Genomic DNA, 12,773 nt, shown 5'->3' with positions numbered 1-12,773 from the left:
GATTGGTTTACTCCATTCCGTCACCTGAACAAGGCGAGTCTGAGACATGAGGAGGTAATGAAAATGTACGCAATTATTGAAACAGGTGGTAAACAGTACAAAGTTCAAGAGGGCGATGTTCTTTACATCGAAAAATTGAACGCTGCTGAGGGTGAGGTTGTTTCTTTTGATCGTGTGTTCTTGGTTTCCAAAGAGGATGGCCTAGTAGTAGGTGCTCCATTGGTTGCAGGTGCTTCAGTTTCCGCGAAAGTGGAGAAACACGGCAAAGGCGCAAAAGTCATCGTTTATAAGTACAAGCCGAAAAAGAACTATCACAAAAAGCAAGGTCATCGTCAACCGTACACAAGAGTAGTAGTTGAGAAAATCCAAGCGTAAGAGACAAGCCTATGATCTACGTGACCATAGAACGTCTTTCACCAGATTCATCTCACATTCTTTCTTTTGTAGTGGAAGGCCATGCTGAATATGACGTGCCAGGCAAAGACTTGGTCTGCGCCGCGGTATCAGCGATTTCCGTTGGTACATGTAACTCGATAGAATCCTTAACCGGCGTGATTCCAATTCACGAAATGGAGCCTGGACTGCTGGATGTAACCATCCCGGATAGTGCGCGCGACGTGCCTGAAATTTGGAGTCAAGTGCAGTTAATTATAGAATCGATGGTCGTTATGTTACAAACGATTGAACAAACTTACGGTGATTATATAACGATTGAAACAATCTATCACAAAGGAGGATAACACCATGTTTTTGAAATTGGATCTCCAATTATTCGCTTCCAAAAAAGGGGTAGGTTCCACAAAGAACGGTCGTGACTCGCACTCTAAGCGCCTTGGCGCTAAACGTGCTGACGGTCAAACTGTTACTGCTGGAAGCATTCTTTACCGTCAACGCGGTACGAAAATTCACCCAGGAACGAACGTAGGCATCGGTTCGGATGATACACTTTTCGCTTTGGTACAAGGCGTAGTGAAATTCGAGCGTTTGGGCCGCGATCGCAAAAAAGTGAGCGTATACCCAGTTGATGTAGCTCCAGTAGCTGCAGCTCTAGAAGCGTAATTAGAATCCCTGGTGAGCGAGAGTTCATCCAGGGATTTTTTCTCAATATGCATGAAAAAACCTCTAACCGTGATCACTCATTTCGGATGGTCGAGGGCGGGGGTTTTCTCGTTTGTTTGGTGAAGTTTTCCAGCCAGCATGATATACTGGATGAACGGTTACAAAGCAGGGAGAACGGGGCGGACGGATAATGAAGCAATTGGGCAGCGCACAGGTCTATTTATTAGCACTTGTGCTCATAGGATTGACTGGCATGTTGGTTACAGAACCCTGGATCATCAGAGTGGCATTTCTACTAATCATTCTCGTAAGTGGTTACACCGCATGGAGACTTGAAGCGAGCAGAATGGAAGAAAAGTGGCGTTTGGCGCATAGGCAGCAAGAACAAGATGATCATCTGAAGCTGATTGGCGTCGTAAATCGCTTGCGGCATGATTGGATGAATGATACCCAGATTTTATTTGGTTACATTCAAATGAAGAAGTTTGATAATTTGCGGCCTTATATGGAAAAAATAAAAATGACTATGCAGCAGGAAAGCAATCTCTCCAAGCTCGGGATCCCATCTTTCATTGCTTACTTGCTTCAATTCCGCGTGCAGTCGAAGACATTAGAGCTGAAAGTGGAAGTCGAACAAGAAATTAATCTTGGACAACTCCCGATTCAGCACGGACTGATTGAACGATTGGTTCGGCAAATGGTGGCGTGTATCCAAGAGCATACGGCATTCGAAGATGGGGAAAGTGGCACACTCAGCTTGGAGTTTGATGTTCAAGAAGATTGCCTACTGCTTGATTTTGTATATCAAGGCCCCTATAATCGGGAGCAACTTGAGCAATCGGTTTTAGCACGTTTTTCATCGAAGGGTTCCCAGTATTCGTTTGAGAATGATGATTGGCATGAAGAAGAAGCAGGTGTCACACTACGATTGCCGTTTCATATATAAAGTTGAGGTGTAGGAAATGTTTGTTGATAAGGCGAAGGTTTTTGTAAAAGGCGGCGACGGTGGTGATGGATTAGTTGCTTTCCGTCGTGAGAAGTATGTGCCAGAAGGCGGTCCTGCCGGTGGTGACGGTGGCAACGGCGGTGATGTTGTTTTCCGCGTAGATGAAGGCTTACGGACATTGATGGATTTCCGTTATCAGAAGCACTTTAAAGCGGAACGCGGCGAGAAGGGTCGCAACAAATCGATGCATGGCGCCAACTCAGAGGATATGATTGTTCGTATTCCGCCTGGGACAACCATTATTGATGATGATACCCAAGAAGTAATTGCTGACTTAACCCGTCATGGGCAAGAAGTAGTCGTTGCCAAGGGTGGTCGAGGCGGAAGAGGAAATACTCGCTTCGCAACTGCACGTGTGACGGCTCCTGAGATTGCGGAGAACGGTGAAGAAGGCGTAGAGCGTTGGGTTATCTTAGAAATGAAAGTGATGGCTGACGTAGGGCTTGTCGGTTTCCCGAGTGTGGGTAAATCCACGTTATTGTCTGTCGTTTCTGCCGCGAAGCCTAAGATTGCTGCTTACCATTTCACGACGTTAACCCCGAACTTAGGTGTAGTTGATGTTGGGGATGGCAGAAGCTTCGTTATGGCAGATTTGCCAGGCTTGATCGAAGGTGCTCATGAAGGTGTAGGTCTGGGTCACGAGTTCCTGCGTCACGTAGAACGTACACGTGTTATTGTGCATGTCGTGGATATGTCGGCTGCGGACGGACGCGATCCTTATGAGGATTTCATCAAAATCAATGAAGAAATTAAACTATATAACGCGAAGCTAGAGCAACGTCCACAAATCGTTGTAGCTAACAAAATGGATATGCCGGAGTCCGAAGATAACTTGGCATTATTCAAAGAGCAGTTAGCGGCTGACGGTAAAGAATTTGAGGTTTATCCGATTTCAGCATTAACACGTGGTGGCGTTCAAGAGTTGCTATACAAGATTTCTGACATCGTGGAAAGCATCCCGAATGCTCCTGAGGTAGAGGGCGTTGCTGAGGCGGAAGAGCGTAAAGTATATCGCTTTGAGAAACGCGAAGAAAATGACTTCACCATCCGTCGTGATAATGATGTCTTCGTAATTGAGAGCCCATCGATCGAGAAATTGATCAAACGGACGAATTTTACGACCCAAGATGGGATCGCGCGATTTGCTCGTATTTTGCGTAACATGGGCATTGATGATGAGTTGCGTAAACGCGGCGCTGTTCATGGACAGACGATTCAAATTGGTGATTTTGATTTCGAGTTCGACGAGAACAATTTATAATACAAGGCACTTATCCTAACAAGATAGGTGCTTTTTTTTGTCACGCCTCAATTAATGTTACAATACTTGACATGTAGTTTTAAAAGCATTACCATTTTAGATATATCACTTAATTAATGTTAGTAAATATAACACGAAAAAAATGCCGATAAGCGAGAAAGGAGGGCAACGATGAAGAGATGGATTCAAGCGATGGGTTCAGATCAAACGCGTATGCGAAATTTAACCTATGATGAAGCGCTGGAAGCTGCCAATGAAATGGCAAAGGGAGATTCAACCGACGCGCAGTGCGCAGCATTCCTAATGGCGTTATGTATGAAAGGGGAAGCAGATGACGAGTTGATGGCCTTTATTGATGTATATCGCGGCTACGCCTTGAATTACCATGCTCAGCCTAACTCGCTTAATTCAATAGGACCTACAGAGGGGAGAAAACGATTCCCTATTACGCTGCCTGTCAGCCTCCTGCTTGCCTCAGTTGGCTTCACGCAGGTGCTGCAAGGTGGTGACGCACTTCCTTCGAGGCAAGGGACGGCACTGAAGGAAATCGTAGAAAGCTTTGGTGTAGCTTTGCAACTTTCTATGAAGGATTGGCAATCCATGTTACTTCATTTGCATATCGGATTTCTCCCTACCGAGCAACTGTGTCCGCCAATTGGGCGACTGAAGCAGGTCAGGGAACAACTAGGCATACGAACGGTCATAGATACGATAGAAAGAGTATTGAATCCTGTACTTTCAACGAATTTAATTATTGGTGTGCAGCAGCGTAAAGCGATGGAGTCCCTGATTCCCATTTCGATGCGATCCGGATTTCAACAAGCTTATATTATCAGTGGGATTGATGGCTCTGAGGATTTACCCCTCTATGAGAACAGCATGATCCGCATTGTGACACCCTGGGGAGATGAGTCCCGCAGTGTCGAGCCACAGAAGTTTGGCTTCACTAGTACACCTTTACCATTGCTTGCGAAAGAAGATCAGATCACCATGGTGAAACGAATTATTACAGGTGAGGATGGGACGGAAGTTAAACGTGAACGCGATCACGTTATTTTCAATACGGGGCTGCGATTGAAATGGTTTGATAGAGTGGATAGTTACGAAGAGGGCTTTCAGCTAGCTGAAGCTTTACTACAGCGGAAAGAAGCCCAAAAAATCATGCAGCGCTGGATCGATCAGAGTCAGTATTTGAAGCTGCAGGATCTAGGGGATAGCGACGATTCCTCATCGAAAATAGGTTGAAGACCTTACCATGAAGCTGGCTCTTAGACAGCGAATGAGGGGGTCTTTTTTTATGGGGGTCGGCGAATTGGTAGATGTTACAGCTAAAACTTAATCAATGGATATGTTACCATTTACTAGTGTCATTGTCATTCGTAAGTACAAATCGCTAGGAGGCCTACAACATGAAGAAACAATTACTTGCTTTTGCACTTATCCCATCTCTTATATTTGGGGCTGTTACAGTCCCATTACCTAAAGCAGCATCTGCTGCAACCACTGGTGAAGTTGTTAGTAGTGTGAGCTTCCGCCAAAGTCCTAATGAGAATTCACCTCGTATTCGCTATTTAAAAGCAGGTGAGCCTGTCTCGATTATTGAAAAAGTGAATGCCTATTGGTATAGAGTTCAAGTTACGAACGGTCAAATCGGTTATGTCTCAACAAGTTCGAAGTACATAAAAGCAAACGGTCAAACCACAACACCAGCATCTGGAACAGGGCGCATCGTCGCGAGCGTGAGCTTCCGTACCGCTGCCAATCAGAATGCAACTCGCATTCGTTATCTGAAGGCGGGAGAGACGGTGCAGATCTTGCAGAAAGTGAATGCATACTGGTATAAAGTTAAAGCTTCAGATGGTCGTGAAGGATACATAAGCACAAGCCCTACATACATTACAACTTCTGGTGTTGTAACATCCCCTGGGAACAGCGGTGGAGGAACAACCAGTGAAAAGGTTCAAAAGGTGATTGCCGCAGGAAAGAAATACATGGGAACGCCTTATGAATATGGTTCCAGTCGTGATAACACGTCAACGTTCGATTGTTCAGACTTTGTACATCAGGCTTTCCTAGATGGAATTGGACTGAAACTACCGACGGACTCTAGAGGTCAAGGCGCGTTTGTGAAGTCACTCGGACACAATGTCACGGATTGGCATAACCTCAAGGTTGGCGACCTCATGTTCTTTATGTCTTATAAAGGGACAGCGCAGTCCAATTATTCAGGAATCAATAAGGCAACACAAACGATTACGCATGTTGCTATCTATCTAGGCAATGGTCAGATCCTTTCGACCTATTCCAAAGAAAGTGGCGGGGTGCGAATTGATTCCATCGCCAATCGACACTGGGAATATCGCTTTCTATTCGGAGGCAGCGCGCTATAAGCACGACAAACAAAGAGCAGATAACGAGAAATCGTTGTCTGCTCTTTGCGCAATCCTTAGATTTGCATCGGATCCAACAAAGGGTTCCAATGAATAGTTGGTGTATCGGTCTCGGAATGAATCCCTGCTGAGCCTATCCACGGATGAGAAGTTGGACCTACGCTGAAATAATGTTCGAGCAAACAGCGGAAAATATAAGGCATCGGACGGTCTAGGACAGATGCTTTAGGAATCCAATGCAGATCACCTTCAGACGTTACGATCCGTGGATCCACATCCGTCTTGCCCACATAGAAGAACTGTTGGCGTATTTCTTGGCCATTAAGCCGAATTAAGACATACTGCAGTCGTAAGTCTTGAATTTCGTCCTGCTCAATGCCCGTTTCTTCCCATACTTCACGAAAGCAGGCCGTTCTAGGTTGGCTAATTTCATTCGGTTCGAGATGACCGCCAATTGCGGCCCATAAGCCAGGGGAGAGTGTGCGCGTTAATGCGCGCTTCATCATAAGGAGCTCGTCATGCTTATTCCATAAAAGTGCGGTAGACATCATGCGTAATGTAATCATGGAGAGGTCCCCTCCCGTCTTTGGTTCCATTTCAGCTTATCATAGAAAGGGAAGGGGCTGCAAAGGCGAATGCTTGGATGCATTTTGCCTATTGCTTCACAAGGCATGTTTCGATATAATGTCCTCTATAGGGAAACATTAGTCTTTTTGGAGAGGACGGTAGTTAGGTGCCGGAGAGCAAAGAGTTTCTTCCAACCATGAAGCACATCGGACCTGAGAGGTACTACTTAGTCCGCGAGGACATTCTTCCAGAAGGTGTTCTGAAGACAGCGCAGGCCAAAGAGTTACTTGCAAGAGGTGAAGTGAAGACGATTCACGACGCCGTAGAGCAAGTTGGGCTGAGCAGAAGCGCCTTCTATAAGTATAAAGATGGCATTCATCCACTTAGCAAGCTAGAACGCGAGCGAATTATTACGATTTCAATGGATTTAGAGCATAAGGCCGGGATATTATCCCGCGTACTCGCACTTATCGCAAATTTGGATGGCAATGTATTAACCATTCACCAAACGATTCCATTACAAGGCATGGCGAACGTCGTTATATCACTAGAAATTTCATCCATGGGTGAAGAGATCCGAGAAATTGTGGATCGCCTAGGAGCGCAAGATGGAGTTAAGCGTGCCATGGTCATCGGTCAAGGCAGTTAAGATAGCATACAATTCAGGAGGTAATGAAATGAAACCCATCAAGGTTGGTTTACTAGGATTAGGTACTGTAGGTACAGGTGTAGTACGTATTGTTGAAGGACATCAAGAGGATTTGCAGCGTCAAACAGGTTCATCGATTGAAATCGCGAAAATTCTTGTACAAGATAAATCCAAGCTTCGTAACATCTCTGTGGATGCAGATAAGCTAACGGAGAATGTGTGGGATGTAATTGGCGATAGTGAAATCGATATCGTCGTAGAAGTTATGGGTGGCGTTGAAGCAACGAAGGCACATATTCTCACAGCACTTGGAAATGGGAAGCACATCATTACGGCTAATAAGGATCTTATGGCGATGCATGGTGCTGAGATTTTGGCGAAAGCAGCTGAGAATAATTGCGATGTCTTTTATGAAGCGAGCGTTGCAGGCGGAATTCCAATTATTCGTGCGCTTGTAGAAGGTTTCTCTTCGGATCGCATCACAAAAATCATGGGCATTGTGAACGGGACAACGAACTACATTTTGACTAAAATGAGTCAAGAAGGCGCGGCCTATGCGGATGTGCTGAAAGAAGCACAGGAATTGGGCTATGCGGAAGCGGACCCGACTTCGGACGTTGAAGGCTTAGATGCTGCTCGTAAAATGACGATCTTATCGACGCTTGGTTTTCATGCGAATGTTGCATTGAGTGATGTTGAGGCGAAGGGAATTTCCAAGGTAACGAAGGAAGATATCCAATACGGGAAGAAATTAGGCTACGAAGTGAAGCTGCTGGGTATCGCTGAAAATCATGATGGCCATATCTCTGTCAGCGTTCAACCGACAATGGTTAAAAATACACATCCACTAGCATCTGTTAACGGCGTATTCAATGCTGTATACGTAACTGGTGAAGCGGTTGGTGAAACGATGTTCTATGGTGCAGGTGCCGGTGAGCTTCCAACAGCAACATCCGTTGTAGCTGACTTAGTAGCCGTAGTACGTAATCTGAAATTAGGTATCAATGGACGTACTGTACAAGCTCCTTACAAAGAGAAGAAGCTTAAAACAGACGAACAAATCGCGTCCAAAAACTTCATCTTACTTCATGTTGAGGATAAAGCAGGCGTGCTCGCTCAAATTACACAAATTTTCGCAGAGCATGAAGTTAGCTTGGAATCCGTCTTCCAGCACCCGAATAAATCCAATCCGAAGGCTGAAATCATCATTATTACACATGATGCGAATCAAGCTAGCATGAAGAATGTATTGAATCAATTCGGATCCATGGACGTTATTCATGCGATTAAGAGCGTGTACCGCGTAGAAGGCTAGGAATTGGGCTGTAAACAGCGTAGTTACGGATAATTCAAATTATCCAATTGATATGTTTCAAATATAACTTGGCTAAATTTCTGGATACGCTCACGTCCTGAAAGGACGGCGTATCCGTTTATTTTGACTGAAGAGAGGCGCAATTTCGAAATGAGCTACAAGATAGAACAAAAGGTAAGGGTGAAAGTACCGGCAAGCACGGCGAATCTAGGTCCCGGCTTTGACTCTCTGGGGATGGCCTTGAACTTATATGCTTGGATTGATATGGCGATCTCTGATCAGACAAGAATACAATTGATTGGCGATCAGATGAGTGGCATTCCTACGGATAAATCGAATTTAATCTATAAGGTCGCTCAAATGGTTTTTGATAAAGCAGGTGTTTCACATCCTGAGCTTGAGATTACCATGTATAGTGAGATTCCACTCACGCGTGGTTTAGGAAGCAGTGCTTCGGCGATTGTAGGGGCACTTGCAGGAGCGAATGCGCTTATTGGGAATCGATTCTCAACCTATGAGCTGTTTCAAATCGCTTCTCGTCTGGAGAAGCACCCTGATAACGTGGGCGCAAGCATATACGGCGGGATTGTTGTTGCGTTCTGGGACGAGGTGAAGGCTGAATCGATCCGGATTGAGCCTGATCCCAATTTGGAGGTGCTGGTGGCGATACCGGCCTTCCAGCTTTCAACTGAAAAGGCGAGAGGTGTGATGCCGCAGCATGTAACGATGAAAGATGCGGTGTTCAATCTTAGCCACTCCTCATTGCTCGTTGCTGCGCTAAGCACAGGAAATCTCGGCATGATTCGCTATGCGATGAAAGATCGCTTGCATCAGCCCTACCGCGCGGCACTCATTCCTGGTATGAGAACATTATTGGATCAATGTGAACATCATGGCGCCCTTGGTGTTGCTTTAAGCGGAGCGGGACCAACGATGTTAGCGCTGGTTGATGCACGCAGTGAGAAGAAAACGGAACTAGAGGCGTTCCTTCAAGGCACGTTGGCTAAGGAAGGCATTGAAGCGCAGCTTCTATGGCTGAAGCCTAGCCAAGAGGGTGTGACTACAACAGAACTTCAAAGCAGTGATGAGGGGCTTCTTTCCCTAGTGGAAAAGGAAGTGCTAGCATGAAACGAGTTGCTATACTTGGACCAAGCACCTTTTCAGAGGAAGCTACACGTCACTTTCTCGGTGAAAATTTTACGTATGTGTCGTATAAGTTGATTTCTGAGGTATTTAATGCAACTGCTTCAGGAGAAACGGACCTAAGTGTTATCCCGATTGAGAATACGCTAGAGGGTTCTGTTCACTTGCACGTAGATTGGCTTGTTCATGAAGTTGATCTTCCGATTCGAGCGGAGTGGGTATTCCCGATTGATATGAATTTAATTGGTTACCCGAATCCTGATACGGACGTTGATGCCTCGAATCCCTACCGTCACATTCGCAAAGTTCTGTCTCATCAAGTTGTCCCTGCACAGTGCAACCAATTTATGAAGCAATATTTGCGTGAGGCGGAATTTGAACAAGTGAGCTCTACTGCTGAGGGAGTTCGCATTGTATCAACGCTTAAGGATCCAACGGTTGCTGCGATTGGGACGGCCATCGCCTCGACGAACTATGACGTGCCCATGCTGCAACGTGAAATTCAAGATCATAAGGATAATATGACACGCTTCTTGCTTGTTGGTAAAGAAGCATCGGAGCTGAAGGCTTCGGAGGACATGAAGACGACGATTCTTGTCACTCTGCCCGAGGATTATCCGGGGGCTTTGCACCAGGTGCTATCGGCATTTGCTTGGCGGAGAATCAACCTTTCGAAGATTGAATCGAAGCCGACGAAGAAGAAGCTTGGCAATTATTATTTCTATATCGATATTGTTGGCAATATGGACTCTGTTCTTCTGCCTTCAGCTATTCAAGAGATCGAAGCGATTGGATGTCAGGTCCGAATTCTGGGTTGTTATCCAAGCTATTCGTATATAGGTTCTTAGGACAAATCCCTTGCGTTTATGACGCGAGGGATTTTTTTTGTGCGACAGGGGCAAAAGCCTAGGAACGCGCATAAACTGTAATATCATTATTGTGAATAAGCGAATCCTGACGCGGCCAAGTACATGGCGATTGAAAGAGAAACGCGAAGGAGAGGCTTACGAAACCAGTTTTTCTAACGAAAAACGCTAAGTTGATGCTTACGAAGTGAGTTTTCTGAAGAAAACTTGAAGGAGGTAGGGTTTTGAAAATCCATATTGTCAAAAAAGGCGATACCCTGTACGAGCTCGCAAAAAAATACCACACCACCCTAGACCAGATTATTGCGCTCAATCCGCAAATAGCTGACCCGAATCAGATTGAGATTGGCATGAAAGTGAAGATTCCATCTTCACCTAAACCGGTAGATCCACCTGCATCTGACTTTGTTTATAAGCATGTCATTCAGCAAGGTGACAGTTTGTGGAAGCTTGGGAAAGCTTGGGATGTGCCATTGCAAGCAATGATTAAGGCTAATGCACACCTAAAGAATCCGAATGTACTTATGACAGGGGATATCGTTTATGTCCCTAAAATGCAGCATGGACATACGCATAGTAACCAGCATGGAATGCATCACACTTCCAAGCTATCCACCGAGCCATTTGCTCCCATGCCTATGATGCCGTCAATGCCGCCAGCAGATGCCTATCAACAGCCCGTGATCCCGAGTCCGCAACAACCTGTCGTTGAAGCGCCACCGTTATCTAAGGGGGAAACGGTACCAGCCGCGCCGCAAGTGACTCAGCATGTGCCGGTTATTCCAGCTCCAGTCATGGAAGGACATGGACTGCATGAGCCTTATGGGCAAGCGGTACATCCGTTTCAACAATTTCATATTACCGCTACGGAGGTATTTGCTTATCCTGAACAGCAACATGAGGCAATGACATACCCGTCCTATTCGCCTTATCAGGAAGAGCCTTGTGAGCCGCTTCCGACGATGGTAGCTCCGGTGACTGTAGTCGATGAAGGCTGCGGGTGTGGCGGACCTGCGGTGAATGAACACCCATGGATGAATTATCCAGCCCATCTCGCCAATGTACCTATGGGTAATCCTTGGGACAATATGCCGCAAGAGATGCATGCTATGCCTGCCTTTTATCCGCCTCCGATGCCGTATGACCATCCTATGGCGCAACACTATGCCTATCAGCATAATCCGTATGGTATCCCTTATGTAGGAGCTGATCAGCACGCACCCTTTGAAGAGTCATCCTTGTTGCCTCAAGTTCATACCCATGAGCTGAAAAAGGTTTCTGATACCTTAACTGAAGTTGAGATTGATATTCGCGATAAGCAAAAAGCAGATAAAACCAAGTCAAGCGGAAGTCGCTCAACGCGAAAAGTAAAGCTATCAGGAACATCTGCATTGAGTGCTTTCTTGCAGCAACAAGAACGAGCTACGGAGAAGCGGGAAACGAGTAAACCCAATAGTCCATGGATTAACTCTAAGTGATAGACAAAGAAGCCTCAAATCACGAATGACATCGTGGTTTGAGGCTTCTTTCTATGTTGAAATGGCGTTAGGCGATCATGCCCAATGTGAAAAATGTCATTAAACCAATAACGAAATTCATGCCCCACTTTTTGCGAAGGAGCTCACGCCCCCGGTGCAACCGTGTTTTCACCGTCGTGATCGGCAGGTTCAGTCGCTCACTAATTTCTTGAAGAGAAAGCTCCTCTAAATAGTAGAGTGTAATGATACCTTTATATTTGTCCGCCAATTTATTAATGGATGCGTGCATATGCTCTTGAATTTCGGTTTGAAGCACAGCATGTTCCGGCGATTGATCTTGACTGGCAAGCTTACTGTAGTAGCTGTAATCATCATCAAGATCATTCAGCTCCGCATCTAGGGATTGTACAGGCCTTTTTTTGCGAAGCAAATCAATGGCAACATTTTTTCCGATCCGATAAATCCAAGTTGAGAAATTCTGGCTTTCATCAAAGTGGTTTAAATTCAAATAGACGCGGATAAAGGTTTCTTGGACAATATCCTCCGAATCAGGACGGTTATGCAGCATCCGAAACGCTAACTTTTGTATTTTACTACGGTAGAGCTCGACTAACTCCACGAAAGCGTTGCGATCGCCCCGTCTGGATAATTGAATTAATTGAAGTTCTGCCACATTCATGATGTTTCCCTCCTTAGAGTTGTCGTTTAGAAAAAGGTGAAGACCAGTCTCATTTGCTTATTTCATATATATCGTCATTCGTGAATGCCTATGAGAGTTTTCATATATCTTTGACTATATCATTTCTGTGGCTACAGTCAAATTCAAATGAGAGGAAGAGTCCGATTATAACCAATTGTTACCGAAATCATGTAAGTTTCGTGACGATTAGGTATGGGGACTTGGATTTGAGTGGGAGACAGAGGTGGTATTCGTACTCGTGGTGTCTGATCCAACTTTATGAATTTCGTTCCATAAAGCCACACTTCCCCAGAATATAACGACGCCGATAATAAGGAGAGTTGTGCGTTTAATTGGTTT

Annotated in this window: 14 protein-coding genes and 1 other annotated feature (1 of these 15 only partly in view); of the genes, 12 read left to right on the top strand and 2 right to left on the bottom strand. The window is 45.3% G+C overall.

Going from position 1 to position 12,773, the window contains the following annotated elements:
- Positions 1-51, top strand: a sequence feature (ribosomal protein L21 leader region); it begins 37 nt to the left of the window's first position.
- 12 nt (positions 52-63) lie between these two features.
- The 7 genes from rplU to AC58QG_RS29435 all read left to right on the top strand — a co-directional run bounded on the left by rplU (position 64) and on the right by AC58QG_RS29435 (position 5,716).
- Positions 64-375, top strand: coding sequence for a 50S ribosomal protein L21 (rplU, locus tag AC58QG_RS29465; RefSeq protein ID WP_028555793.1), 312 nt, complete (start codon positions 64-66; stop codon positions 373-375).
- An 11-nt stretch (positions 376-386) separates the two neighbouring features.
- Entirely contained in the window at positions 387-740 is a 354-nt protein-coding gene (locus AC58QG_RS29460; RefSeq protein ID WP_497365630.1) for a ribosomal-processing cysteine protease Prp, read from the top strand.
- Between the two features lie 4 nt (positions 741-744).
- Positions 745-1,059, top strand: a complete 315-nt coding sequence (rpmA, locus tag AC58QG_RS29455) for a 50S ribosomal protein L27 (protein ID WP_036742986.1) — start codon at positions 745-747, stop codon at positions 1,057-1,059.
- Positions 1,060-1,249: 190 nt separating this feature from the next.
- Positions 1,250-2,005, top strand: a complete 756-nt coding sequence (locus tag AC58QG_RS29450; RefSeq protein WP_497365629.1) for a Spo0B domain-containing protein — start codon at positions 1,250-1,252, stop codon at positions 2,003-2,005.
- Positions 2,006-2,021: 16 nt separating this feature from the next.
- Positions 2,022-3,326: a GTPase ObgE gene (obgE, locus tag AC58QG_RS29445; RefSeq protein WP_497365628.1), complete on the top strand. Its 1,305-nt coding sequence runs from the start codon at positions 2,022-2,024 to the stop codon at positions 3,324-3,326.
- A gap of 171 nt (positions 3,327-3,497) precedes the next feature.
- On the top strand, positions 3,498-4,571 hold the full coding sequence (locus tag AC58QG_RS29440) for an anthranilate phosphoribosyltransferase (RefSeq protein WP_497365627.1): 1,074 nt from the start codon (positions 3,498-3,500) through the stop codon (positions 4,569-4,571).
- A gap of 164 nt (positions 4,572-4,735) precedes the next feature.
- Positions 4,736-5,716, top strand: a complete 981-nt coding sequence (locus AC58QG_RS29435) for a C40 family peptidase (protein ID WP_497365626.1) — start codon at positions 4,736-4,738, stop codon at positions 5,714-5,716.
- 56 nt (positions 5,717-5,772) lie between these two features.
- Here the strand turns inward: AC58QG_RS29435 and AC58QG_RS29430 are convergent, their stop codons facing one another.
- The gene (locus AC58QG_RS29430) at positions 5,773-6,282 is read right to left on the bottom strand and encodes an NUDIX domain-containing protein (protein ID WP_497365625.1); all 510 of its coding nucleotides are present in this window, start codon (positions 6,280-6,282) and stop codon (positions 5,773-5,775) included.
- A gap of 197 nt (positions 6,283-6,479) precedes the next feature.
- Here AC58QG_RS29430 and AC58QG_RS29425 point away from each other — a divergent pair, with 197 nt between their 5' ends.
- The 5 genes from AC58QG_RS29425 (at position 6,480) to AC58QG_RS29405 (ending at position 11,734) form a co-directional block, all read left to right on the top strand.
- The gene (locus tag AC58QG_RS29425; protein ID WP_310502878.1) at positions 6,480-6,932 is read left to right on the top strand and encodes an ACT domain-containing protein; all 453 of its coding nucleotides are present in this window, start codon (positions 6,480-6,482) and stop codon (positions 6,930-6,932) included.
- A gap of 28 nt (positions 6,933-6,960) precedes the next feature.
- A complete protein-coding gene (locus AC58QG_RS29420) occupies positions 6,961-8,247 on the top strand; it encodes a homoserine dehydrogenase (protein ID WP_497365624.1) in 1,287 nt (428 codons plus the stop codon).
- Positions 8,248-8,397: 150 nt separating this feature from the next.
- The gene (gene thrB, locus AC58QG_RS29415) at positions 8,398-9,375 is read left to right on the top strand and encodes a homoserine kinase (protein WP_497365623.1); all 978 of its coding nucleotides are present in this window, start codon (positions 8,398-8,400) and stop codon (positions 9,373-9,375) included.
- Positions 9,372-10,238 carry a prephenate dehydratase gene (gene pheA / locus AC58QG_RS29410; RefSeq protein WP_497365622.1) on the top strand — a complete coding sequence of 289 codons (867 nt, stop codon included), beginning with the start codon at positions 9,372-9,374 and terminating at the stop codon, positions 10,236-10,238. Before thrB ends, pheA begins: the two co-directional genes overlap by 4 nt.
- A 242-nt stretch (positions 10,239-10,480) precedes the next feature.
- Positions 10,481-11,734 (top strand): LysM peptidoglycan-binding domain-containing protein, encoded by a 1,254-nt coding sequence (locus tag AC58QG_RS29405; RefSeq protein ID WP_497365621.1) that lies wholly within the window; start codon positions 10,481-10,483, stop codon positions 11,732-11,734.
- Between the two features lie 67 nt (positions 11,735-11,801).
- Here AC58QG_RS29405 and sigW read toward each other — a convergent pair whose 3' ends face one another.
- Positions 11,802-12,413, bottom strand: a complete 612-nt coding sequence (gene sigW / locus AC58QG_RS29400; protein WP_436234945.1) for an RNA polymerase sigma factor SigW — start codon at positions 12,411-12,413, stop codon at positions 11,802-11,804.
- Positions 12,414-12,773: the final 360 nt, after the last annotated feature.

This window comes from Paenibacillus sp. J22P169, assembly GCF_059691995.1.
The sequence above is the reverse complement of the archived record's forward strand: the minus strand, read 5'-3'. Positions and strand labels throughout refer to the sequence as shown.